General features: G+C 31.1%; 27 protein-coding genes and 1 tRNA gene. 16 read left to right on the top strand and 12 right to left on the bottom strand.

Annotated elements, in window-relative coordinates:
• Positions 1 to 49 precede the first annotated feature (49 nt).
• From hemE to HA140_RS03095, 4 genes are all read left to right on the top strand, one after another.
• Complete coding sequence (gene hemE / locus HA140_RS03110; protein WP_209039684.1) at positions 50 to 1,090, top strand: uroporphyrinogen decarboxylase; 1,041 nt, start codon at positions 50 to 52, stop codon at positions 1,088 to 1,090.
• Between the two features lie 8 nt (positions 1,091 to 1,098).
• The gene (locus HA140_RS03105; protein WP_209039683.1) at positions 1,099 to 2,082 is read left to right on the top strand and encodes an NAD-dependent epimerase/dehydratase family protein; all 984 of its coding nucleotides are present in this window, start codon (positions 1,099 to 1,101) and stop codon (positions 2,080 to 2,082) included.
• 59 nt (positions 2,083 to 2,141) lie between these two features.
• A complete protein-coding gene (gene petE / locus HA140_RS03100) occupies positions 2,142 to 2,492 on the top strand; it encodes a plastocyanin (RefSeq protein ID WP_209039682.1) in 351 nt (116 codons plus the stop codon).
• Between the two features lie 67 nt (positions 2,493 to 2,559).
• Positions 2,560 to 5,142: an ATP-dependent Clp protease ATP-binding subunit gene (locus tag HA140_RS03095; protein WP_209039681.1), complete on the top strand. Its 2,583-nt coding sequence runs from the start codon at positions 2,560 to 2,562 to the stop codon at positions 5,140 to 5,142.
• Positions 5,143 to 5,191: 49 nt separating this feature from the next.
• Here HA140_RS03095 and HA140_RS03090 read toward each other — a convergent pair whose 3' ends face one another.
• Positions 5,192 to 5,662, bottom strand: a complete 471-nt coding sequence (locus HA140_RS03090; protein WP_209039680.1) for a 6-carboxytetrahydropterin synthase — start codon at positions 5,660 to 5,662, stop codon at positions 5,192 to 5,194.
• Between the two features lie 63 nt (positions 5,663 to 5,725).
• Between HA140_RS03090 and hisIE the strand changes: the two genes are divergently transcribed.
• The 4 genes from hisIE (at position 5,726) to HA140_RS03070 (ending at position 8,198) form a co-directional block, all read left to right on the top strand.
• Positions 5,726 to 6,385, top strand: coding sequence for a bifunctional phosphoribosyl-AMP cyclohydrolase/phosphoribosyl-ATP diphosphatase HisIE (hisIE, locus tag HA140_RS03085; protein WP_209040229.1), 660 nt, complete (start codon positions 5,726 to 5,728; stop codon positions 6,383 to 6,385).
• 162 nt (positions 6,386 to 6,547) lie between these two features.
• Entirely contained in the window at positions 6,548 to 7,471 is a 924-nt protein-coding gene (locus tag HA140_RS03080; RefSeq protein ID WP_209039679.1) for a sigma-70 family RNA polymerase sigma factor, read from the top strand.
• A 37-nt stretch (positions 7,472 to 7,508) separates the two neighbouring features.
• Positions 7,509 to 7,877 (top strand): YkvA family protein, encoded by a 369-nt coding sequence (locus tag HA140_RS03075; protein ID WP_209039678.1) that lies wholly within the window; start codon positions 7,509 to 7,511, stop codon positions 7,875 to 7,877.
• Positions 7,878 to 8,198 carry a hypothetical protein gene (locus HA140_RS03070; RefSeq protein WP_209039677.1) on the top strand — a complete coding sequence of 107 codons (321 nt, stop codon included), beginning with the start codon at positions 7,878 to 7,880 and terminating at the stop codon, positions 8,196 to 8,198. It begins immediately after the preceding gene.
• Between the two features lie 196 nt (positions 8,199 to 8,394).
• On the opposite strand, the gene HA140_RS03065 is transcribed toward HA140_RS03070, so the two are convergent.
• Positions 8,395 to 8,664 (bottom strand): YciI family protein, encoded by a 270-nt coding sequence (locus HA140_RS03065; RefSeq protein WP_209039676.1) that lies wholly within the window; start codon positions 8,662 to 8,664, stop codon positions 8,395 to 8,397.
• A gap of 97 nt (positions 8,665 to 8,761) precedes the next feature.
• On the opposite strand from HA140_RS03065, the gene HA140_RS03060 reads away from it, so the two are divergent.
• A complete protein-coding gene (locus HA140_RS03060) occupies positions 8,762 to 9,118 on the top strand; it encodes an AbrB family transcriptional regulator (protein WP_209039675.1) in 357 nt (118 codons plus the stop codon).
• An 83-nt stretch (positions 9,119 to 9,201) separates the two neighbouring features.
• Here HA140_RS03060 and trpA read toward each other — a convergent pair whose 3' ends face one another.
• The 5 genes from trpA to pyrC form a co-directional block, all read right to left on the bottom strand.
• On the bottom strand, positions 9,202 to 10,044 hold the full coding sequence (trpA, locus tag HA140_RS03055; protein WP_209039674.1) for a tryptophan synthase subunit alpha: 843 nt from the start codon (positions 10,042 to 10,044) through the stop codon (positions 9,202 to 9,204).
• A gap of 26 nt (positions 10,045 to 10,070) precedes the next feature.
• Positions 10,071 to 10,391: a DUF3007 family protein gene (locus tag HA140_RS03050; RefSeq protein WP_209039673.1), complete on the bottom strand. Its 321-nt coding sequence runs from the start codon at positions 10,389 to 10,391 to the stop codon at positions 10,071 to 10,073.
• A 4-nt stretch (positions 10,392 to 10,395) separates the two neighbouring features.
• Positions 10,396 to 10,629: an NAD(P)H-quinone oxidoreductase subunit L gene (locus HA140_RS03045; protein WP_025892975.1), complete on the bottom strand. Its 234-nt coding sequence runs from the start codon at positions 10,627 to 10,629 to the stop codon at positions 10,396 to 10,398.
• A 77-nt stretch (positions 10,630 to 10,706) separates the two neighbouring features.
• Positions 10,707 to 10,792: transfer RNA gene (locus tag HA140_RS03040), tRNA-Leu, on the bottom strand.
• Between the two features lie 103 nt (positions 10,793 to 10,895).
• Positions 10,896 to 11,945: a dihydroorotase gene (gene pyrC, locus HA140_RS03035; protein ID WP_209039672.1), complete on the bottom strand. Its 1,050-nt coding sequence runs from the start codon at positions 11,943 to 11,945 to the stop codon at positions 10,896 to 10,898.
• Between the two features lie 118 nt (positions 11,946 to 12,063).
• Between pyrC and HA140_RS03030 the strand changes: the two genes are divergently transcribed.
• Positions 12,064 to 13,143, top strand: coding sequence for a calcium/sodium antiporter (locus tag HA140_RS03030; RefSeq protein ID WP_209039671.1), 1,080 nt, complete (start codon positions 12,064 to 12,066; stop codon positions 13,141 to 13,143).
• Between the two features lie 2 nt (positions 13,144 to 13,145).
• On the opposite strand, the gene gorA is transcribed toward HA140_RS03030, so the two are convergent.
• Entirely contained in the window at positions 13,146 to 14,510 is a 1,365-nt protein-coding gene (gene gorA, locus HA140_RS03025; protein ID WP_209039670.1) for a glutathione-disulfide reductase, read from the bottom strand.
• A 52-nt stretch (positions 14,511 to 14,562) separates the two neighbouring features.
• On the opposite strand from gorA, the gene HA140_RS03020 reads away from it, so the two are divergent.
• Positions 14,563 to 15,792: a glutathione S-transferase gene (locus HA140_RS03020; RefSeq protein WP_209039669.1), complete on the top strand. Its 1,230-nt coding sequence runs from the start codon at positions 14,563 to 14,565 to the stop codon at positions 15,790 to 15,792.
• Positions 15,793 to 15,800: 8 nt separating this feature from the next.
• Here the strand turns inward: HA140_RS03020 and dnaA are convergent, their stop codons facing one another.
• On the bottom strand, positions 15,801 to 17,195 hold the full coding sequence (dnaA, locus tag HA140_RS03015) for a chromosomal replication initiator protein DnaA (RefSeq protein WP_209039668.1): 1,395 nt from the start codon (positions 17,193 to 17,195) through the stop codon (positions 15,801 to 15,803).
• Between the two features lie 194 nt (positions 17,196 to 17,389).
• Between dnaA and HA140_RS03010 the strand changes: the two genes are divergently transcribed.
• Positions 17,390 to 18,010 carry a TIGR04282 family arsenosugar biosynthesis glycosyltransferase gene (locus HA140_RS03010; protein ID WP_209039667.1) on the top strand — a complete coding sequence of 207 codons (621 nt, stop codon included), beginning with the start codon at positions 17,390 to 17,392 and terminating at the stop codon, positions 18,008 to 18,010.
• Entirely contained in the window at positions 18,003 to 18,686 is a 684-nt protein-coding gene (locus HA140_RS03005; protein WP_209039666.1) for a TIGR04283 family arsenosugar biosynthesis glycosyltransferase, read from the top strand. Before HA140_RS03010 ends, HA140_RS03005 begins: the two co-directional genes overlap by 8 nt.
• Here the strand turns inward: HA140_RS03005 and HA140_RS03000 are convergent, their stop codons facing one another.
• From HA140_RS03000 to hisG, 3 genes are read right to left on the bottom strand one after another with little or no spacing between them, the layout of a single operon-like run.
• Entirely contained in the window at positions 18,687 to 19,217 is a 531-nt protein-coding gene (locus HA140_RS03000) for a GNAT family N-acetyltransferase (protein WP_209039665.1), read from the bottom strand.
• The gene (locus HA140_RS02995; protein WP_209039664.1) at positions 19,217 to 21,013 is read right to left on the bottom strand and encodes an ABC transporter ATP-binding protein; all 1,797 of its coding nucleotides are present in this window, start codon (positions 21,011 to 21,013) and stop codon (positions 19,217 to 19,219) included. Before HA140_RS02995 ends, HA140_RS03000 begins: the two co-directional genes overlap by 1 nt.
• Positions 21,014 to 21,025: 12 nt before the next feature.
• Positions 21,026 to 21,664, bottom strand: a complete 639-nt coding sequence (gene hisG, locus HA140_RS02990) for an ATP phosphoribosyltransferase (RefSeq protein WP_209039663.1) — start codon at positions 21,662 to 21,664, stop codon at positions 21,026 to 21,028.
• A 40-nt stretch (positions 21,665 to 21,704) separates the two neighbouring features.
• Here hisG and gloB point away from each other — a divergent pair, with 40 nt between their 5' ends.
• From gloB to HA140_RS02975, 3 genes are all read left to right on the top strand, one after another.
• Positions 21,705 to 22,445 (top strand): hydroxyacylglutathione hydrolase, encoded by a 741-nt coding sequence (gene gloB, locus HA140_RS02985; RefSeq protein WP_209039662.1) that lies wholly within the window; start codon positions 21,705 to 21,707, stop codon positions 22,443 to 22,445.
• Between the two features lie 24 nt (positions 22,446 to 22,469).
• Positions 22,470 to 22,862, top strand: a complete 393-nt coding sequence (locus tag HA140_RS02980; RefSeq protein ID WP_209039661.1) for a Rid family detoxifying hydrolase — start codon at positions 22,470 to 22,472, stop codon at positions 22,860 to 22,862.
• 85 nt (positions 22,863 to 22,947) lie between these two features.
• A complete protein-coding gene (locus HA140_RS02975; protein WP_209039660.1) occupies positions 22,948 to 23,175 on the top strand; it encodes a DUF3136 domain-containing protein in 228 nt (75 codons plus the stop codon).
• Positions 23,176 to 23,178: the final 3 nt, after the last annotated feature.

Raw genomic sequence — 23,178 nt, 5'->3', positions numbered from 1 at the left:
GATTTTTAAGTTGGAATTTTAAATTTAAAAAAACAAATCTAATTTAAAAATGGGTGAAAATTTACCACTACTTCTTTCTGCCGCATTAGGTAAAAAAGTAAATCGGCCTCCGGTATGGATGATGAGGCAAGCAGGAAGATATATGAAAATCTATAGAGATTTAAGAGAGCGTTACCCTAGCTTTAGAGAGAGGTCAGAGAATCCAGAACTATCATATGAAATATCAATGCAGCCTTTTCACGCTTTCAAACCAGATGGTGTGATACTTTTTTCAGATATTCTCACACCTCTTCCAGGAATGGGTATTAATTTTGAAATAATAGAAAGTAAAGGTCCAATAATTGAGAACCCAATAAGAACCCTTAGTCAAATTGAAAATTTAAAAGAATTAAATCCAAGTGAAAGCTTAGGCTTTGTAGGACAAGTTCTTTCTTCACTAAAAAAAGATGTCAATAATGAGGCAACAGTTTTAGGTTTTGTTGGAGCACCTTGGACTCTTGCGGCATATGTTGTTGAAGGGAAAAGCAGTAAAAATTATTCTTTGATAAAATCAATGGCTTTTAAAGAACCAGATTTACTTCATAAATTACTTGATCATTTTGCAAAATCTATTGGTGAATATCTTAAATATCAAATTAAATCTGGAGCGCAAGTAGTACAAATTTTTGATTCATGGGCAGGTCAACTAAGCCCACAAGATTATGATATCTTTGCTGGGCCATATCAAAAAAAAGTTGTAGATATTGTAAAAGAGGATTACCCTGATACACCAGTAATTCTATACATTTCAGGAAGTGCTGGAGTGATAGAAAGAATGGCAAAAACTGGCGTAGATATTATTTCATTAGACTGGACAGTAGATATTGAAGAGGCTTGTAAAAGGATCCCTAATGGGATAGGAATTCAAGGTAATGTTGACCCTGGTATTTTATTCGGAAACAAAGAATCAATAAAAGAAAGGATAGATAATACTTTTAATAAAATTAAAGACAGGAAATATATTCTTAATTTAGGCCATGGGATTTTACCTGGGACTCCAGAAGAAAATGCTCAAACATTTTTTGAACATGGGAAAAAACTTACTTACTAGTCAAAATCTTGGCATATAAAAACTTATTAATTACAGGTGCTAATGGATGTGTAGGCCGATATTTAGTTGATTGGTTTTTAAAAAACACAAAATTCAAGCTTTATCTCATGGTAAGAGATAAAAGTAATTTACCAATTTCTATTCAGGAAAATAAAAAAGTCAAGTTATTAGTGTGCGATATTAGGGAATCAAGTAGATATAAAAAGGATATTAATCAAATTAATTATTTTATACATACTGCTACAGCTTGGGGAGATCCAAAAAGAGCCTATGAAGTAAATATTAAAGCTTTTGAAGAATTACTTGAAATGCTTGCTATTGAAAAGTTAGAAAAGATTATTTATTTTTCAACAGCTAGCATTCTTGACACGCAAACAGAATTAATGAAGGAATCATTGATTTATGGAACAGAGTATATACAAACAAAATATGAATGTTTCCAGAGACTTAGGGAAAGCTCCTACGCAGAAAAAACATTCGCTGTTTTCCCTACTCTAGTTTTTGGAGGAAATCTTGGCAAAAAAAGTAAATATCCTGTGAGTTATTTAACTAGTGGATTGAAAGAAATAAGGAAATGGCTTTGGTTAGCAAGATTTTTAAAACTCGATTCTAAATTTCACTTTATACACGCAAATGATATTGCTCAAATTTGTGGGTTTCTAATTAAAAATCATAAAGAAGAACAATACAAAGGCTTTAGAAAATTTGTACTAGGTCAGAAATTCATTTCAATTGATCACGCCATAATTACACTTTTAAAGAGAAACAATATGAGGAGATATTTTGCGATACCCCTTACAAAAAAAATTCTAAAAATATTATTAAGAATTCTCCCTATCCAAACCACTCCTTGGGATAGCTTCAGTATCAAAAAATATGACTTTAATCATGTCACCATCACTAATCCTGAGACTTTCAAACTTAAAAGTTACGCCAAGACACTGAAAGATATTTTAAGGTTATCTAAGTTACCAAGCTGTAATAACAATTAAAATTCTCACAGTTCGGTTCCCAAAGCCTTGTAATATGTATAAATAAGTAAATTTTAATTATGTTACGTTCAATCTTTGCAGGGTTATTCGCAATAGTTTTAACTCTAGGTCTAGGAATTTCATCTGTTTCAGCTAAGACTGTTGAAGTAAAACTTGGAACTGATGCTGGAATGCTTGCATTTGAACCAAGTACAGTAACCATTAGTGCTGGAGATACAGTTAAATTTGTCAATAACAAATTAGCTCCCCATAATGCAGTTTTCGATGGGCATGAGGAGTTAAGTCATGCAGATCTAGCTTTTGCCCCAGGAGAGTCTTGGGAAGAAACATTTGATACTGTAGGAACTTATGATTACTATTGTGAGCCACACAGAGGAGCTGGAATGGTAGGTAAAGTAATTGTTGAGTAATTCTTTTTGTAGTTAAGTACTTTTTTCTACTTAATATTTATTACAGTCTTACCTAAATTTTTGATTAATGAAAATAGTTCCAAGCGAATTCTCAAATTCTGCTTGGAACTGTTTTATTTTTGCTAAAAAAATTGCTTATAAAAATCACCAACAAGACGTAGATTCAGATAATTTTTTATTAGCTCTAATACAACAAGACAACCTTACAAAAAAGATCTTAAAAAAAAATAGTGTAAATCTCAAAGATCTTAAGAAAGAAATAATTTCTTCATTAAATGCGAAAGCAAAAATGAGAAATAAACAAGATAATTTATATATTGGCGATACTTTATACAAAATATTTTTAAAAGCTAATGATATTAAAAATACATTAGATGATGTAGTGATATCAACAGAACACTTAGTTTATGGTTTCACTTATGATGATAAATATGGATTTCACATTTTAAATCAAAAATCTATTCCAGAATTTCTTAAAACTATAAAGAAAATGAAGTCAGATCCAGCAGTAAAAAACGAATTTGATACTTCTAATGAGTCTTTAGAAAAATATGGTATTGATCTAACCCAATCAGCAAGAGATGGGATCTTAGATCCTGTTATTGGTAGGGATGAAGAAATTAGAAGAACAATTCAAATATTGAGTAGAAGAACAAAAAATAATCCAGTTCTTATTGGAGAACCTGGGGTTGGCAAAACGGCCATCGTTGAAGGGTTGGCTCAAAGAATTATTAATGGCGATGTACCTTCTGCACTACAAGATAGACAACTAATTTCATTAGATATGGGTTCACTCATAGCTGGGGCAAAATATCGTGGAGAATTTGAAGAAAGAATAAAAAATGTCCTTAAGAAAGTCAAGGAATCAGACGGGAAAATCATTCTTTTTATTGATGAAATTCATACAGTTGTTGGAGCTGGTGCTAGCGGAGGTTCTTTGGATGCAAGCAACCTATTGAAACCAATGCTTGCACGAGGAGAACTTAGATGTATTGGTGCTACAACTATTAATGAACATAAACAAAATATAGAAAAAGATCCTGCTCTAGAACGAAGATTTCAGAAAATAAAAATTGATGCTCCTTCAATAGATGATACTGTATCAATATTAAGAGGATTGAGAGAAAGATACGAGGTTCATCACAGCGTGAGAATTTCTGATAATGCTTTAGTTGCAGCGGCAACCCTTAGCGAAAGGTACATTAACGATAGATTTCTTCCTGACAAAGCAATAGATCTAATCGATGAAGCGGCCTCAAGATTAAACATGATCATAACTTCCAAACCTGAAGAAATTGATGAGATTGATCGAAAAGTTCTGCAGTTTGAGATGGAAAAATTATCTTTAAAAAGAGAAACAGATGATTTCTCTGTAGAAAGATTAAAAAAAATCAATAATGAACTTATATCCCTTAAAGATAAACAGGCAGAATTAGGCGCTAAATGGAAAAAAGAAAAAGATGAAATTGATGAGATTAGCACCGTAAAAGAAGAAATTGAAACTGTTCAATTTCAAATAGATCAAGCCAAAAGAAGTTTTGACCTCAATAAAGCAGCAGAATTAGAATTTGGAACTTTAAATTCTTTACAAAAAAAATTGAAAGAGAAAAGTGAATGTTTAGTTAATTCTCATAAAAAAGGAGAAACGACTCTTTTAAGGCAAGAGGTTACTTTTGATGATATTGCAGAAGTTGTCTCAAAGTGGACCTCTATTCCAGTACAGAACTTAAATCAGTCAGAGAAGGATAAGCTTTTAACCCTCGAGTCAATCCTTAAAGAAAAAATTATTGGTCAAGATACTGCAATTAGTGCTGTTGCAGATTCTATTAAAAGATCGAGGACTGGTCTTAATGACCCAAGCAAACCATTAGCCAGTTTTCTTTTTTTAGGTCCAACTGGTGTTGGGAAAACAGAGCTGAGTAAAGTAACAGCAAAAATTATATTCGATTCAAATTCTTCAATTACAAGACTTGATATGTCTGAATATATGGAAAAACATTCAGTTAGCAAAATCATAGGTGCGCCACCTGGATATTTAGGTTTCGAATCAGGCGGTCAACTAACTGAAGCTGTACGCAAAAATCCTTATTCATTGATACTTCTTGATGAAATAGAGAAAGCTCATAAAGATATCATAGATATTCTCTTACAGGTTCTTGATGATGGAATCATTACTGATGGGCAAGGTCGTACAATCAATTTCAAAAATTCAATCATTGTTCTCACAAGTAATTTAGGAAGTCAATCAATAAATGATTTATCAGTTAGAAAAGAAGATACAAATGAAATCAAAAAAGTTGTAGACAATGAACTTAAAAGGTTTTTCAAGCCTGAGTTTTTAAATCGACTTGATGAAATAGTTATTTTTAATAATTTAGAATTAAATGACATAAAAGAAATTGCAAAAATCCAGCTTCAAAATTTAGAAGAAAGACTTAACAAAAAAAACTTAAAATTCAAAATTACGGATGAGGCAATTAATAAACTTGTCGAAAATAGTTTCGATCATGCCTATGGTGCAAGGCCTTTAAAAAGAATTATTCAAAAACAAATTGAGACAAAAATTTCAAAAAATATATTGAATAATCATTACCTAAACAAAGACGAGATTAATATCTATTTGGTTAATGGAGAGATAATTGTTGATTAAAGATCTAAATTAAAGAATTCCACATGAATTGAAATTTAATAACTTTAATCTAAGTTTTAAACCAATCAGGAATTTCCTCATAACTTGCTTTATTAGATTTATTTTCTTTTGATTCTGTTTTCCAACAACATGTTCTACCCTTATCCTTGTCCAGCAAGAATTCATTAGCCCATCTCCAAATTAATTCAGAAGTGAACTCCATTCCCACATTATCCATAATTCTCAGATCTAAAGCATCTAAGTCATGTAATTTTTCCCAGTAATTCAACAAAGGGTCATCTTTATTTACTAAAAAAGTATGGTCAAATTGCTCCTTTAGTCTATTTTCTAAGGGCTTTAGGCTTGAAAAATCCACAACAAAACCATTTAGGTCTAATTTTTTTGCAGTGAACCAAAAGGTAAATGATCTTGAATACCCATGCACAAATCTGCAGTGACCTTCATGGCGCCATTGCCTATGTGAACAGGGGTAATCCTCGTAACTTTTGCTGCATGAAAATTTCAAAGAATGAATATTCATCAATTAACTGTTAGGATAATTTTTAACAAAACACATCGAGTAAGATTTAACATAACGATCATAATGACTTATTCAACTAATTTTTCGATAGAAGATCTACGCTTTGATAATTATGGATTAATCCCTGCAATAGCACAAGATTGGCTGGATGGATCAATTCTTATGCTTGCTTGGATGAACAAAGAATCGTTGGCAATGACACTCGAAACCAAAAACGTTCATTACTGGAGTCGATCAAGATCAGAAATATGGAGAAAAGGAGCTACAAGTGGAAGTACCCAAATACTTAAGGAAATAAGATTCGACTGCGATAGTGATGCACTAATCATTTTGATTAAACAAAATGGCTCAGGAGCATGTCATACTGGAGAAAAAAGTTGTTTTTTCAACGAAATCCAAATTAATCAAAATGATAAAAAAGAGAAAAAAACAACTCCCTTCTCAAATATTTGCTCTGAATTATTCAATACAATTAACGAAAGATCGATAAATCCATCAGAAAAAAGTTACACAAATCATTTATTAACAAAAGGCAGTAATACTATTTTAAAAAAAATAGGAGAGGAATCCGCTGAATTTATAATGGCTTGTAAAGAAAATGATAAAGATTCAATCTCAAATGAAGCTGCTGATTTAATTTATCATCTCCAAGTAGCCCTTATGCACAAAGGCGTTGAGTGGAGAGATGTACTTTCTGTTTTAGAATCAAGAAGAAAAAGTTAAATAATTAAAATTTAGAATTTATAGTTTTCCTAACCTAAAATTTGAAAAAAAAAATGATAATTAATTAATAAATAATTATTAATTAATTATTAATTAATTATTACATGTATGGCTTATTACTGAATTGACTATAAGTTGAATATATCAACAATGAGGTAAATCGTGAGTTCATTAAGCGATTTTCTTGGTGAAATAGGTCGTCATCAACTTTTAACTCCCGAAAGAGAACTCACAATGGGCAGAAAAGTTCAAGAAATGGTTGTGCTTGTCAATAGATGTCAAGAGGCTGGTGGCAAAGGGCCTGCTTGTGAATATTCCGAAGCTGAAAGAAAAAAAATCAAAATTGGTGAAAAAGCAAAAAACGAGATGATAACAGCCAACCTAAGACTAGTTGTCAACCTTGCTAAAAGATATCAAGGGAAGGGATTAGAATTACTGGACTTAATTCAGGAGGGAACCTTAGGTCTCACAAGAGCCGTAGAAAAATATGATCCTTCTAGAGGACATAGATTTTCTACCTATGCTTATTGGTGGATTAGGCAAGGTCTAAATAGAGCTTTGTCAACTCAAAGTAGAACAATTAGGATCCCTGTTAACATTAATGAAAAACTTACAAAACTAAGATCAGCGAAATCAAAGCTTATGCAACTTAAGGGTATTCCCCCCAGTAGTGATGAGCTAGCTAAAGAAATGAAAATAACCAAAGAGGAAATTGACGAACTCCTTTCTTGTGAATTGAGAAGCATCACTGTTAGTCTCCAAGGTACTGTCAAATCAAAATCAGATCCTTCCGAGTTAGTTGACATCCTTCCGAGTGATCAGGTTGCTCCAATGGAGTTAGCGGAATTAGCCGAAAGGACCGCCTCTGCTTGGAAATTATTAGATAAAGCAAATTTAACTGAAAAAGAAAGAAAAATAGTAAGCCTAAGATTTGGTTTAGACGGCTCAAATGAATGGAGAACTTTAGCTGAAGTTGCAAGACATATGAGTTGTAGCAGGGAATATTGCCGACAAGTTGTTCAACGTGCTTTAAGAAAACTTAGAAAAGCAGGAATACAGAATGGATTAGTTGATAGTATTAGCTAAAAATTCCATTAAAAATATTTAAATTTCATTTATAAGGATGAAAGACAATTACAAAACCCAAGAAAAAATCTATGATGCTGAAGTTTTAGAAAGTTCAACATTTGACGAAAATATCATTATCAAGATTCTTATTAAAGCAGGAAGAACAATTGCCAAGCCTGCCTTAGAAGTTTTGGAGATGGCTTTAGATCCTTATACTCCAGCACAAGTAAGAGTTTCATTAATGGCTGCGCTAGCCTATTTAATTATGCCATTTGATCTTTTCCCTGACTTTATGCCTTTAGTTGGTTTTAGTGATGATTTTGTAGCCCTCACAGCAGTACTCGGTATATGGAGCAAATACATGACTCCTTCAATAAGAGCAAGAGCAGAGAATAAGCTTAATAAGTTATTTCCTTTTTATTGAATGAGTAAATTATCTATACAGGAAGAAAAAGAACTTATCGCCTTCATTAAAGACTGGTTAAAATCTCACGGATTTACCCAAAAAGATTTAGCAAATGAATTAAATATCAAATCAAGCAGAACCACTGAGATTATTCTCAAAATTAAAGAGTTATATAAAAAAGGCGGGATGTTCAATATTGCAAAAAATCTTATAAAGATTGAGCAAAAATGGTTAAACAATATCAAGGATGATAATCGAGAAACAAAACAAATACCACCATATAATCAATTAGATATCGACTCTTTAGTAAACCAGATAACACAAGATACTTGTGAATAAATATTATTTAAATATGATATTTTAGTTAAAAATAATATAACTCCTTAAAAACTAACCTTAAAATAAATATTTCTTTAATTCCTAAATATGATAAATAATTAAATTAATAAAGTAGAAATATTATTTAATTTCATTTAAATTTATTTTTTTTCAATTATTAGTTAATAATTACTAAAAATATTTTCGTAAATTATATTTAAAAAGCTTGAATCCATGGATAAATATCATAATTAATCCATATACCTTTTTCCCAATATATATCCTCCTCAATAAGATCTTTCAACTCATTCTCATTATTAGCATTAAAAATTCCAAATAAATATTTGGTACATTTTGTTGGCCCTAATGTAACAAGAATATCTTGATCTTTTAAGTTTTTAAGTCTATTAAGATGTTGTTCACGAAAAGGTCCCCTTTTAATAATTGCATCTTCACAGTACTCTCCAAAAACTACAAACTTTTCCATTTTAAAGATAAATATATAGAGTAAATACATAATAAATAATTGCATATATTACACACAAATTGCTATGTTATTTAATACAACTTTCTTTTAATTAATTATGCTAACTGGAAGCGATCTCCTTGCAAAAGTCAAAGAACTTGGTGATGTTAGCAAATCTGACCTAGTTCGCGGATGTGGATATGTTTCCACTAAGAAAAACGGAGGTGAACGCTTAAACTTTACCGCATTTTATGAAGCACTTTTAGAAGCAAAAGGAGTTAATCTTGGTGATTCTGGAGTCGCAGGTATTGGTAAGGGAGGAAGAAAACTTAGTTATATAGCTACAGTTCAAGGCAACGGAAATCTTCTAATTGGGAAAGCTTATACAGCACTTCTTGATTTAAAAGCAGGCGATGAATTTGAAATTAAGCTAGGAAGAAAACAAATCAGATTATTACCTACGGAAGAATCTTAAAGACAATAAAAACAAATTGGATACATTATTAAAATAAATTGTATATAAATAATTTTTTTTAATTAATAGATTTTTTTTGTATTTTATTTTTTTTGATCGGCTGCCAAACGCATTTCTTTGCAAAATTCACCAACATGATAGACGACATCTTTTTCACTTGAACTAGAAATTCGTTTTACAAATGCACTCCCAATAATTACTCCATCTGCTCCCCAATTACGAACCTTATTAACATGTTCAGGGGTGGATATCCCAAAACCAACAGCAATTGGATTGTCATTTACATCTTTTAATTTGGCAATGAGCTTTTCTACTCTATTTTCCATTTTGTTTCTCTCACCAGTGACACCTGTAACACTTACTAAATAAGTAAAGCCTTTTGTATGATTTGATATTTGTTTCATTCTTTCAAAAGGAGTAGTTGGTGCTACCAATAAAATCAAGTCCATAGAATGGTCACTAACTGTTTTAGAAAATTTATAAGCTTCCTCTAAAGGGAGATCAGGAACTATTAGTCCAGAAACTCCAGCATTAGATGCCATCTCACAAAACTTTTCAAAGCCAAAACACAGTAATGGATTTAAATAAGAAAAAAGGATGATGGGAATATTCAACTTACCTTTTAAAGACTCTAAAAGTTTAATTACTTTTTTTGGGTTAGTACCTGCCTTTAAGGCGCGAGAGGCCGCCACTTGAATGACAGGTCCATCTGCAAGTGGATCACTGTAAGGGATACCTAATTCAATAAGGTCAGCTCCATTTTCTTGTAACTTTAATAAGATCTCAGACGTTATTTCAATATTGGGATCCCCAGCCATTATGAAAGGCATTAAAGCTAATTTATTATTATTTTTTAAGTCACAAAACTTCTCATCTACCTTAGATAAAGATTCATTTTTAATAATTTTCATTCTGTTATCTTTCATGATTTTTGGATTTTTCTATGAAAGATTTATGGATTTTTTTCTAAATCTTCCATTAGTTTTTGCTGCTCTTCCTTTGACAATGCATTGAATTTGGTTTCTAGTTTATCATTAACAACTTTTTCATACTTTTTTCTATAACGTTTCCTTTGTTCCATGAAAGTCATTTTTCCATTTACAACTCTATAAACGTAAGATGTTACCCAAGTAATAACAATCAAAATCAAGATACAACTTGAGAGAGTAGTAGCTGTAAAGTTGTCGATACCAATTTGCGGTGCAAATTCATAACTAATTAATCCTATAAATGAAATAAATAAACCTATTTGTATAACTTTACCTTTAGTCAATTATTTACCCTTTACCACTTCCTTTTAGTCTGAGATTTAAAAATGGAGAAAATAAAATTAAACCTGGAAAAAAAAGAAATACGAGGCCATAAATTCCTAATCTTTCAAATTTGCCCATAATATTCCATCTATTATTCATCCAGTAAAATAATAATAATGGAATAACCAATAAATAGGTAGAAATAATTCCAATATAAGCAATTAAAGTGGCGAATGAATTATTGAAAAAACTTTCCATTTTGATTTATGGTTTATAGTTAAAACATAACAACTATTGTTAGTTATCGTCAGAACTAAAAATAAATAATTAAATAATGGGAGTGGGGGGACTTGAACCCCCACGAGCTAAATCGCTCGACGGATTTTAAGTCCGGCGCGTCTACCAATTCCGCCACACTCCCAAAAGGAATTTGCGCTTTTTTATCGTAGCCGAAAGCAACCCATTTAACCAAGAAAAATTTGAATATTTACACTTTTAATTGTCTGATTAAATCTGATTTTTTTTTAATTTACTATCCCTTCTACCTGCCATCGTAAAATTTCACCTGCATGAAATGGTTTTATTTGTCCGACAATATTTTCATCTTCAACAACATCAATAAATTCTTTTACTTTATTGGGTCTAGACACTAATTTTAATTTTTCTAAATTTGGGGAAATATTATAAAAATTAGGGCCATTTAAGCTTGCAAACTTTTCAAAATTATCTAGAGCATCTTCTTCTTCAAATACTGTTAAATAGCTTTCTATTGCTACTGGCGAATTAAAAATTCCAGCACATCCACAAAAAGCTTTCCACTTCCTAAGGTGTGGAGCAGAGTCAGTTCCCAAGAAAAAACATTTTTTTCCACTTGTTGCAGCTCTTCTTAAAGAGAGTCTATTATTTTCCCTCTTGGCAACTGGTAAGCAGTAAAAATCACTATTTAAGCCTCCAAAAAACATTGCATTTCTGTTTATATGCAAATGATGCGGAGTGATAGTAGCTCCAATATTATTTTCTTGAACAAAATCCACTGCATATGAGGTAGTTATATGTTCTAAAACGATTTTTAATTTTGGAAATCTTTTAGTTATTTGAGAGAGTTCTTTATCTATAAAAACTTCTTCTCTATCGAATACATCTACTTCAGAATCAGTCACTTCCCCGTGAATCAAGAGAGGCATTCCATTATCTTGCATCGATTCGAAAATCTTATATAGATTTTCTATTTTCTTTACTCCATAACTGGAATTTGTTGTAGCATTGGCAGGATATAATTTTGCTGCGAAAAAGATATTATTTTTGAAACCATTTATTAGTTCTTCTTTATCAGTATCATCTGTAAGATAAATTGTCATTAGTGGTTCAAACTTAGAACTTTCTGGTAAAGCTTCAACAATAGATTTCTTGTAATATCTAGCTCTTTCAATAGATGTAATGGGAGTTTTAGTATTTGGCATAACGACAGCTCTTCCAAAAAACTCGGAAGTAAAATGAATAATATTTTTTAATACAAGACCTTCTCTTAAATGTAAATGCCAATCATCAGGTTTTATTATGGTTAAAGTTTTCAAAATTTTTTCTATTTAATTAATTTTAACAGCAAATTAAAATTGACAATAATTTATAGATATTCGAGGATAGTTATTAACCAATTATAAAAATTCTTATTATCTAAATGAAATTCTAAATATGAGTGATTTTTTATTTCCAATAATAGAAATAGTTTTAGGAGTAGTTTTACTTTTTGCTGGAGGAGAGTTCTTTATTCAAGGGGCCATATTTTTATCTTTAATTTTAGGAATACCTCAAATAGTAATTGGATTAACAGTTGTTTCTCTTGGAACAAGCTCTCCTGAGTTGTTGGTAAGTTTAAGTTCAATTTTAAAAGGCAGTGATTCGATTGCGGCAAGCAATGTAATTGGAAGCAATATTTTCAATATTCTAGTAGTTTTGGGTATAAGCTCATTGATAACACCTCTTAAGGTGAAAAGCAGAATAGTAAGAAGAGATGTGCCTCTATTAATGGCTATCTCTTGTGCGGTTTGGGCTATGGCATCAACAGGCTTATTAACATTTCAAGCAGGGGTCTTTCTAATATTTTGTTTAATCTTAAATACAATATGGGAAATTACTACCATCAATGAGAAAGGAGAAGAGACAAAAGATGCTGAACCAGAGATAGAAGAATTTAAAGAAAATTATAAAGGGAAGCTTAATATCTTACTAAAGTTAATTTTGGGAATATTTCTTTTAAGTTTTGGTTCAAATATTTTAGTAAATGGTTCTCAAACACTTGCTAGTCTTTTGGGGGTAAATGAAATTGTTATTGGTTTAACTATAGTCGCCACCGGAACATCTTTACCGGAATTAGTGACTTCAATAATTGCTGCGTTTAAAGGCAAAACAGATCTTGCGATTGGAAATGTAATAGGAAGTAATTTGCTCAATCAACTTCTAATCCTTGGGAGTTGTAGTATTTTTTCAGGATTTAAAGGTTTAGCAATTGAACAAAGTCTAATAAAAGTTGACTTACCATTTATGGTTTTAACTACCTTCGCATGCTTACCAATTTTCTGGAGCAAAGGTAAAATTACTAGAATTGAAGGATTTATTTTGATTAATTTTTATATTTTTTACATTCTCGATAAGTTACTCTTTTTGAATGGATTTGGTAATCTCTCACAATTAAGGATAGGGTTATTTATTTACTTTTCAATACTTATAGTAATTCTATTTGCTCAAGAAAAATTAAAATTTTCTAATTCATAATTTTATCCATACATAGTCACAAACTCTTCTGAGATGGTTGGGTGCAAAGCCATAGTAATATCAAAGTCTTTTTTTGTTATTCCTGCATTTAATGAAATTGATACCATCTGAATAATCTCAGATGATGTTTCTCCAAACATATGGCATCCCAGGACTTTATCAGTTAACTTATGAACTACAATTTTCAATAAACATTTTGATTTATTCTCTTTAAAAGTATTAGACATAGGGGTAAATTTGCATTTGAAAATTCTTATATTTTTTTCAGAGTGAATTTCTATAGCTTTTCTCTCACTTAAGCCAACTGTTGAAATTTCTGGAATAGTAAAAACGGCCTTAGGGATATTTTCATAATTTACTTTTCTTTTTTGGTCATTAAAAAAATTATCCGAAAAAACTCTTCCTTGTTCTATCGCGACTGGAGTTAAGTTTGGTTTATTTATAATGTCGCCAATTGCAAAAATGTTTGCGTTGCTTGTTTGATTAAATTCATCAACATCTAAATATTGGCCATCCATCTTTAGATTTAAAAAATCTAAATTTAAAGGCAAAAGATTTGGTTCTCTGCCTGTAGCAATAAGGATATTGTTAGTTAGGAGTTTAACACCCGAGTCCAAGGTAGATTCTAGATTTCCATTTACCCTCTCGATAGTCTTTAGTTGAGTATTTGAAATTATATTTATTTCAGTAAAAGTAGGCGATTCCTCTAGGCAGAGAGAAAGATCTTCATCAAAACCATTAAGTAAATGTTGGCCTCTTATTAATTGAGTTACTTGAGTGCCTAAATTTCTGAAAATAGAAGCAAATTCACAAGCAATATATCCACCTCCAACTATTAATATTGATTTGGGGAAATTTTCTAATTCAAAAATATCATCACTAGTCCATGCCAAATCTATCCCAGGAATATCCAATTTCTTTGGTTTACCACCAACTGAAATAAGAATTTTCTTTGAACTTATTTTGTTTTTAATTTTCTTTGTTTTTGGACAAATTATTTCTAATTCATTTTGATTCGTAAATCTTCCTAAGCCCTCAAAAATAGTTATGTTAAGTTTATTTAAAGAATTTCTATGTAAATTACTTAATCTAGAAACCTCCTTTCTAACATTCTTCAATAAAATATTTGATTCAAAATTAATGCCTTCATTTTTTAATCCATATCCTTCAGAAGAATCCATATTTTCTTTACATTTAGCTGCATAAACCATCAATTTTTTGGGGACACAACCCCTTATCACACAAGTTCCTCCTATTTTATTTACTTCTACGATTGCAACTTTAGCTCCATAGCTTGCTGCACGTTTAGCCGCCGCGAGCCCCCCAGATCCAGCTCCAACAACAATTAAATCGAATTCAAATTCCAAGACTTTTTTTAATCAATTATTATAACGTTAGTTTATAGCTTTAATTCAAAGAATGAATGGGATTTTGACATGGGATGATTTAAATAAATTCGAAGTTGAAGATCTTGATAAAGTCAATGGTATAAATAATTCCTACTCAAATTTAAGATTATTTGGGCATACTGAAAATGATGTGATAGTTACCCTATACAGAGATAAGCATTCTTGGTGTCCTTACTGTCAGAAAATATGGTTATGGCTTGAATTTAAAAGAATTCCATACAGAGTCAAAAAAATAAATATGTTTTGCTATGGTCAAAAGGAAAGTTGGTACCTCAATAAAGTCAGATCGGGTAAATTACCCGCAATTGAATTTAAAGGGCAAGTTGTAATTGAAAGCGATGATATAATAGCTTTTTTAGAAAATGAATTTGGAGCACTTGGATCATTTATAACATCCCGTAACCTTGATAAAATTCGAGAATTAGAAAGAGAAATCTTCAGATCTTGGTGTAACTGGCTCTGCCGAGAAAGCCTTAATTTTATAGATAACTCTTTTAGAAAAAAAAGATTTAAAGAATCCATTTCTAAACTCAATGAAATCCTAAGCAAATCAAAATCAGGGTTTATTGATCCATCAGTATCTAATAGGGGTAATATAGAGCCTGGTGTTGGAGATATAATTTTTATTCCATATATGGAGAGAATGAATGCTTCATTAGCTTATTATAAAGGGTTTAATTTAAGATCTAGTTACCGTCATGTAGACAACTGGCTCACCCTTTTTGAAGGAACAAGTGTTTATAGAGGCACTCAAGGAGACTTTCATACTCACTCCCATGATTTACCCCCACAAATGGGTGGATGTTATAAAGAAAGCAATGAACAACAGATTATTTTCTCTGAACTAATAGATACTGGAAAGGGTCTAGGTAATTATGAATTAAATAAAAATTATGATTCAGAACATTTCGCTAAAATCGCTCTTAAAAGGGTAATAAAGCATAAAAACAATTTACTAAAAGTAAACCCACACAATAAAGAATTTTTTGAAGAATCATTGAGATCAGCGTTGACCCATATGATCACAGGCGAAGTTCTAATCCCTAAAAAACTTTCAGGGATCTCTTTAAGATACTTAAAAAATAGAATCTCAGTTCCAAGAGATATGCCTTTGATTTCAGCAAGGTTATTGAGACAATCAATAAACAAAATTGAATCACTCAGTGATATCAATGAAATAGATAAGATACCTTTCAGGCATAGATATGATCAAGACCCTAGAAATTTTGTTTCTAGTTAACCGTAAAACTATAAATTTTTTCTTGAATCTATTTGAAGTAAATCTCTTATTTTTTGAACTTGACTCGCAATATTTGGATCAATAGACAATTTTTTTTCAACTTGCTCAATAGCATACATAACTGTTGTATGGTCTTTACCTCCAAACTCATCTCCAATTCTTGGTAGGCTTAGATTTGTTCCATGTCGCATAAGATACATGCCTATTTGCCTAGCCTGACTTACCGGTTTTCTCCTACTTGAACTAATCAATTCATCAGTAGAAACTTTAAAGAAATCAGATACTTTATTAATAACTTGTTTTGGAGTAACAACTACTCCTACACTATTTGGATCAAGCATTGGAGCAATTGATTGAACTGTCATTGGCAACCCTGTTATTGATGCGAATGCGACAGCTCTAGTAAATGCTCCTTCCAATTCTCGAATATTAGAAGTAAATCTTCCTGCTATAAATTGGATTAAATCCCTTGGAAGACTCATGCTCTCTTGTTCGGCTTTTTTTTGAAGAATAGCCGTCCTAGTCTCAAGATCAGGCGGTTGAATATCTGCTGTCATACCCATTGAGAACCTAGAGATTAATCTCTCTTGAATTCCCGACAATTGACTTGGAGGTCTATCACTTGCAATAACGATTTGACTTCCTGATTCGTGAAGAGCGTTAAAAGTATGAAAAAATTCTTCCTGTGTATACTCTTTCCCTTCTAAAAACTGTATATCGTCTATTAAGATCAAATCTACGTTTCTATATTTATCTCGAATAGCTGTCATTCCATCTCTCCTGATACCACTAATAACATCGTTAGTAAAAGTCTCTGTAGATACATATTTAACTTTTGCATCTGGATCTATTTCTACTCTATAGTGACCTATTGCTTGCATTAAATGAGTTTTACCAAGACCTACTCCACCACAAATAAATAATGGATTGAATTCTCTCCCAGGAGATTCGGCAACTGCCAAAGCTGCTGCATGCGCCAACCTACTATTTGGTCCTACAACAAATCTTTTAAAGACGTAACGCAAGTTTAAACCGTTAGGATTCTTGAATTGATTTTTTGAAGAATTATTTTGGGTATTATTAAAAAAAGATTTTGTTTTATGATTAACGTTCTCTTCATTTGGTTTCTTTTTATTTGTTAAGGTGTCTATGGTGTTTGTTTCAGATTTAAAAACAACTTTTACATCATGACCACAAATTTCTTTTGTAGCTTTTTCGATAGTTTCACAATAATTCTTTCTTAACCAATCACTTGAAAATGTATTTGGAGCAGTTAATGTCAACAAACCATTCTCAAAGCAATTAAATTTAGCAGGCCTTATCCATGTCTCGAATGAGGGCTTACTTAAAGTTTTCTGGAGTGATAGTTGAACTTCCGCCCAAATAGAATTAGTTGCTTGCAAAATTTTATTATCTAGATTATTAATCTAATTGGAATTTAATAATTGGCCATTATCAAATCACAAGATCAGGATAAATTTAAAAATTTTTAACAATGCATGATCTAAATTAAAAAAATTTTTTATATTTTTTTCTTTTTATGAATATAATTATTTTATGTTTCTATAAAGTATTGGATAAAGCATTACTTATTATCATGGCAAAATGGCATGGTTTTGGAAGATGCAAAACAAGGTTATCAAAAGATATAGGTAAAAGTAATTCTGCAAAAGTACAAAGTGTGATGACCAAACATACTATTTCAGTTGCTAAATTTATCCAAGAAACAAATCTAATTGATATTTCTATAGCTATATCTGGTTTAGGGGAAAAAAATTGTAGGAGATGGTCTAAAGAATTAGGCATCCAAAAATTTAATTTACAAGGCAAAGGTTGCTTGGGCGAAAAAATGAAAAGGCAAATAATCATCAACAAAAAATTTTGTACTCAAAATAAAATCAAAAATATTATTTTTATTGGTACTGATCTTCCAGATCTATGCCATCAAGATTTATTGAATACTTTAAGAGAACTAAAACAAAATGATCTTATATTGGGCCCATCTAATGATGGTGGATATTGGCTTATTGGTTTATCAGAAAAAATAATCTCAATGCATCTATATTTACCTTTTATCAATATTATGTGGGGGACAGAAAGCGTTCTGCAAAATACAATTGATAATTTTGCGTCTTTAAAATTAAAATATAAATTTTTAGATAAAAAAATAGATATAGATACAATAATTGATATTCAAAATAGTAATCAACTTGTCTAAGATCTCGATTATAATCCCAACTTTTAATGAAGCCAATAATTTGCCATTATTGCTTTCAGACTTGTCAATCATTCAAAAAGATGGAGAAATTATTATTGTTGACTGTGGCAGTGAAGATAAAACAATTGATGTAGCAAATATTTATGGAGCAAAAGTATTTAAATTAAATGAAAAAAATCGAGGTTTACAATTAAATGTAGGTGCTAAAAATTCCAAAGGAGACTGGCTCATGTTTTTACATGCAGACACAAGATTAACTCATGATTGGTTTAGAAAAATAAATTCAGTTTTAAAAGGAGACAAGAATTATATTTACTATTTTAAATTTAAAATTAATAACAAAAAAATAATCTATAGAATCCTCGAGATTTTTGTAAATTTTAGAAGTAAATTTCTTAAACAACCTTATGGTGATCAAGGTTTAATAATTAATAAGACTACTTACTTTAAGAATAATGGTTTTAAAAAGTTACCTCTGATGGAAGATGTAGATTTTTTAAGGAGATTAAACAATAAAAAAGATTTAAAACAATTAAATTCGACTATTTTAATAAGTTCAAGAAAATGGGAAAGAACTAATATTTTTCTCCAAGCAATTAGGAACTGGCACTATAGAAGAAGATGGTTAAAAGGCGAGTCGTTAAAATCTATATATTCTGACTATTATAAAAAATGATTAATTTGCATACCAAAAAGCACATTTAGAGCCTCTTGGTTCTAATATCCAACCTTGTCTTTTGTAAAATGAAACCACTTCAGCATCAGCAAAAAGGGTTACCTTAGAAATTCCAATATTTTTTAATTCTTTTAGGATGTATTTCATTAGTTCTTTCCCCAATCCAAGTCCTTGATAGACAGGGTTAATAGCTACATCCCAAACTGTTGCCTCTAGAATTCCATCTCCAGTACATCTTGCAAATCCCACAAGTCTGGGGAATTTATCATCATGACGCCACAACCCAACCACCAAAATACTAAAATCCAAAGCTCTTTTCACTCTCCTTATAGGTCTTCTGCTCCAACCGACAGTTTGTAAAAGTTGATCTAGTTCTATTAGATCTAAACCTTTATTTTTACTACATACAAATATTTCTTCTTTGTTAATTTGAGTGAACTCATAAGAATTTAAACCATAAAGATTTATCAGCTCATCCCTAGATATGCTATTTGATTTTTTTATTAACGATCCTTGGTTTCTAAAAATCATTAAAAATTCGCGAATCCTTTTTGTTGAAGCTCAGAGAGCTGAAAATATAAACCCCTTTTCAGTCTCAATTCACTATGTGTTCCCTCTTCAACTAATGATCCCCCTCTTAAGACTAAAATCTTATCAGAACTTTCAATAGTTGCTAATCTGTGAGCGATTACTAATGCTGTTCTTTTTGACAGGATTCTCTCAAGATCTTTCTGCAAAGTAGCCTCTGTAGAGGGATCCATAAAAGCTGTTGCTTCGTCCATTATTAAAACAACAGGATTTCTAATCGCTACTCGAGCTACTGAAAGGAGTTGTCTCTCACCAGACGAGAGATTCCCCCCTCTTTCTCTTAGTAAGGTGTTCAAACCTTCTGGTAATTTTTTCAACAAATTATCTAAACCTAATTCGTTACAAAGATTTTCTAGTTCAAGATTGTCTACATTCGAATTAAGTTTCAAATTATCTGCGACATTTCCACTAAAGATAAAGGTATCTTGCAAAACTACTCCCAACATATTTCTAAGAGTTGCAATAGGAATATCTTTTATATCTATATCATCTATTAAAATTTGGCCTGATTGAGGTTCATATAATCTACACAAAAGTCTTATTATGGTAGTTTTACCTGAACCAGTTGGCCCTACAAAAGCCACATGCTGTCCCGGATTGATTATGAAAGATAAATTCTTTATGATATGTTCTCCTTCGTTATAGAAAAAATTAACGTTCTTGAACTCAATTTTCCCCTTAAATTTCTTATTTGCATTTTTAGAATTTTCTAAAAAATGTTTTGCGGAAATAGAGTCCTTAATTAGTATTTCTTCATCCAATAATTCATTTATTCTTTCTACAGCTGTTAAACCTCCTTGTATCTGAGTAAATCTTTCTGCAAGCTGTCTTAAAGGTTCAAAAAGTCTTTGGGAATATAAAATAAAAGTTGTTAATGTTCCTAAACCAATATTTCCAGAGGTAACAAGATATCCTCCAACTGCCAAAACCAAGGAAACCGCGGCAAGAGAAATCCATTCTATAAATGCTGAAATACTACTGTCATAAAATATTGTTCCATTTACTGCTTTCTTATAAGCAACTCCAGTATTGGAAAATTTCTTGCTATTGAAAGCCTCTCTTCTGAACATCTGAACCACTTCTAGACCTTGAAGATTCTCCTGAAAATCAGAATTGAGTTGAGACAATTCTTCCCTTACTTGATAATTAGCTCTTCTATAACGTTTTTGAAGCCAAATAATGAAATATGAGACTGGGATTTGAGTCAAAAGTAATAAAATGGCAAGTCCTCGATCAATTGACAGCATTGTCAAAGAAATTACTATCAGACTGACGAAGTCAGCAATGACTCCAACTGCCCCACTACCAAAAACCTCAGCTAAAGCATCGACATCATTTGTTAATCGCGTTAATAATTTTCCTACAGGCATTTTATCGTGATACTTAAGAGATAAAGATATTGAATGATCAAAAAGTTCTCTTCTTATTCTTGCTGTCAAACGTTGCCCCACTGCTTGGATATTGTAAGTTTGGTATCCCTGCAGAACTAATCTAAAAAGAACAGTAATAAATAAAGTTAGGACTATTGCATTTATTGACTGCCCAAAGAAAGTTTTACTTAACCAGACATCAGTAGTTTCGTTCTTGAGAATGGTAATTGCTTGACCAACTAATAATGGTTGAATAGCTCCAGAGAAAGAAACAGGTAACAAAACTATCAAGATTAGATATATCGTTTTTTTATCTTTAGTTAAATATTTACCTAACTTTTTAATCCTTCTAAAATCTTTAAAAAACATTTAGCTAATCTTCTATAAAGCATTATTTGATTCTATTGATAAAATTGTATCTCTGAGATGATTATCATCCAATCTCATAGATAAAGGATTGCCAATTAGTCTTGCAGTAGAGTAGAAAATATCATCTATTTTAATTAAACCATTCTCTTTAAGAGTTTTTCCGGTTGCCACCAAATCAACTATTGCCTCTGCCATACCTGTAATAGGACCAAGTTCGACTGATCCTGTCAAATGAACTATTTCTACAGGAATATTTAATTCATCAAAATAAGATCTTGCTGTTTTTACAAATTTACTTGCCACTTTACAATTCGCTGGAAGATCAGTTGGTTTTGAATAATTGCTATTTTTCTTAACCGCCAACGACATATTACAACCCCCAAATCCTAAATCGAGTAATCTTGCGACTGTTAATTCAGATTCTCGTAAAACGTCATACCCAACAATACCCAAATCAGCCTGACCATAACTTACATAAACAGGAACGTCTCCATTTCTTACTAATAAAGCTTTAGCCCTTTTGCAACTTGATTCAAAAGTTAATGATCTATTATTTTCGTCCAACGCGTCAGAGAAATCTAACCCAACTTTTTTAAAAGTAGAAATTGAATCTTTTAACAGAGCTCCTTTTGGTAAAGCTATAGTAAACATAGATCAATTTCTTCAAAGGATTCTTCATTCTAAGTTAACAATGGAATTAAATAAAGCTCGAAATATAATAGGACTCAGAGTTTTAAGTGATAACGTCATTTGGTTATGGGTAAAAAATAAATCCGTTGTTGTTGTTGACCCATCTGTACACGAACCAGTAATTAGATATATAGATGAAAATAATTTTCACTTAAAAGCTATTTTGCAAACTCATCATCATTCAGACCATATTGGGGGGACTAAGTCCCTTATTGAAAGATGGCCTAATGTAAAGGTAATTGCTTCCTCCAAAGAAAAAAAGCGAATACCTTTTCAAAATGTATCTGTAGAGGATGGTGAAACTTTAAATATTTTAGGTGAAGAAGTAAAAATAATTGAAGTATTAGGGCATACAAGCTCACATATTGCCTTCTTTTTGAATGGTAAAAATCCTGTTCTTTTTATTGGTGATACATTATTTTCTGGAGGTTGTGGAAGAATTTTCGAAGGAACTTATCAACAAATGTATACTTCACTAGAAAGAATCAAATCTTTACCAAAGAATACCCTTGTATATTGTGCACATGAATATACTAAATCAAATATATTATGGGCATTGAATCTCAAGCCTAAAGATCAAGATATAAAAAATAAACTTTCAGAAGTTGAAAAAAAACTTTCTCATAATGAATTGACAATTCCATTTTTACTTGATGAAGAGATGAAAATAAACCTTTTCTTAAGAGCAAAAAATTTAGAAGAATTTACTTTTTTAAGAGCAAATAAAGATTTATGGGTTTAAATGTATAAGTATCTTCTTAAACAAATGTCTCCCAAACAAGTAATTAAAACATCAAATGCTCCAGATCCAGTCGGACCTTATAATCAAGCAATAAAAGCTGGAGATTTTATCTATTGTTCTGGTCAAATTGCTATAGACCCAGCTTTAAATGAAATAACATGTCTAGGTGATATCGAGAAGGAAACTGTTCAAGTTTTAAAAAATCTCGCAGCAGTTCTTAAAGCTGGTGGAGCAAGAATAGAGGATGTAATAAAAACGACTATTTACTTAACCGACTTAAGTAATTTTCAAATTGTCAATAAAATATACAGTGATTTTTTTAATATAAATAATCCACCAGCAAGGGCCTGTGTGGAAGTTTCATCTCTACCAAAAGGAGTTTTAGTTGAGATAGATTGCGTGGCATTTTTAGATTAGTTTCTAATTATTGAGAAATTTGAAATATGAACCAATTTTGCACCATAGTTGTATAGATTATTAGCTAATAATTAACCTTTGATCTATGTCAGCAGCAAAGCTTAATATAGATGAACTTGAAGCAGGTTATCCTTTATTTTGCAAAGCTCTTAGACTATTAATTTTAAAAGGTAACTCAGTTAAAGATATAGAAAAGACAGTGTGTTGGGGGCATCTTGAAACTTTAAATAGATGTCTACCTGGTAGATATAAAGCTCCCACATATTTAATGGCTTTAATCAAAAGAGATATTGCGAAGCCAAGTAATTATTAAAAA

Origin of the sequence: Prochlorococcus marinus CUG1417 (assembly GCF_017695975.1) — a bacterium.
GTDB classification, from domain to species: domain Bacteria; phylum Cyanobacteriota; class Cyanobacteriia; order PCC-6307; family Cyanobiaceae; genus Prochlorococcus_A; species Prochlorococcus_A marinus_AG.
The sequence above is the reverse complement of the archived record's forward strand: the minus strand, read 5'-3'. Positions and strand labels throughout refer to the sequence as shown.

Excerpts from the sequence above, each read along its gene's own strand:
- HA140_RS02975 (WP_209039660.1), top strand. The coding sequence starts at position 22,948 with ATGTCAGCAGCAAAGCTTAATATAGATGAACTTGAAGCAGGTTATCCT.
- petE (WP_209039682.1), top strand. The coding sequence starts at position 2,142 with ATGTTACGTTCAATCTTTGCAGGGTTATTCGCAATAGTTTTAACTCTA.
- HA140_RS03020 (WP_209039669.1), top strand. The coding sequence starts at position 14,563 with ATGAATGGGATTTTGACATGGGATGATTTAAATAAATTCGAAGTTGAA.
- HA140_RS03090 (WP_209039680.1), bottom strand. The coding sequence starts at position 5,662 with ATGAATATTCATTCTTTGAAATTTTCATGCAGCAAAAGTTACGAGGAT.
- HA140_RS03065 (WP_209039676.1), bottom strand. The coding sequence starts at position 8,664 with ATGGAAAAGTTTGTAGTTTTTGGAGAGTACTGTGAAGATGCAATTATT.
- HA140_RS03010 (WP_209039667.1), top strand. The coding sequence starts at position 17,390 with ATGGCAAAATGGCATGGTTTTGGAAGATGCAAAACAAGGTTATCAAAA.
- HA140_RS03075 (WP_209039678.1), top strand. The coding sequence starts at position 7,509 with ATGAAAGACAATTACAAAACCCAAGAAAAAATCTATGATGCTGAAGTT.
- HA140_RS03070 (WP_209039677.1), top strand. The coding sequence starts at position 7,878 with ATGAGTAAATTATCTATACAGGAAGAAAAAGAACTTATCGCCTTCATT.
- HA140_RS03030 (WP_209039671.1), top strand. The coding sequence starts at position 12,064 with ATGAGTGATTTTTTATTTCCAATAATAGAAATAGTTTTAGGAGTAGTT.
- HA140_RS03045 (WP_025892975.1), bottom strand. The coding sequence starts at position 10,629 with ATGGAAAGTTTTTTCAATAATTCATTCGCCACTTTAATTGCTTATATT.
- HA140_RS03000 (WP_209039665.1), bottom strand. The coding sequence starts at position 19,217 with ATGATTTTTAGAAACCAAGGATCGTTAATAAAAAAATCAAATAGCATA.
- HA140_RS02995 (WP_209039664.1), bottom strand. The coding sequence starts at position 21,013 with ATGTTTTTTAAAGATTTTAGAAGGATTAAAAAGTTAGGTAAATATTTA.
- HA140_RS03095 (WP_209039681.1), top strand. The coding sequence starts at position 2,560 with ATGAAAATAGTTCCAAGCGAATTCTCAAATTCTGCTTGGAACTGTTTT.
- HA140_RS03060 (WP_209039675.1), top strand. The coding sequence starts at position 8,762 with ATGCTAACTGGAAGCGATCTCCTTGCAAAAGTCAAAGAACTTGGTGAT.
- gloB (WP_209039662.1), top strand. The coding sequence starts at position 21,705 with ATGGAATTAAATAAAGCTCGAAATATAATAGGACTCAGAGTTTTAAGT.
- hemE (WP_209039684.1), top strand. The coding sequence starts at position 50 with ATGGGTGAAAATTTACCACTACTTCTTTCTGCCGCATTAGGTAAAAAA.
- hisG (WP_209039663.1), bottom strand. The coding sequence starts at position 21,664 with ATGTTTACTATAGCTTTACCAAAAGGAGCTCTGTTAAAAGATTCAATT.
- hisIE (WP_209040229.1), top strand. The coding sequence starts at position 5,726 with ATGACTTATTCAACTAATTTTTCGATAGAAGATCTACGCTTTGATAAT.
- trpA (WP_209039674.1), bottom strand. The coding sequence starts at position 10,044 with ATGAAAGATAACAGAATGAAAATTATTAAAAATGAATCTTTATCTAAG.
- HA140_RS02980 (WP_209039661.1), top strand. The coding sequence starts at position 22,470 with ATGTCTCCCAAACAAGTAATTAAAACATCAAATGCTCCAGATCCAGTC.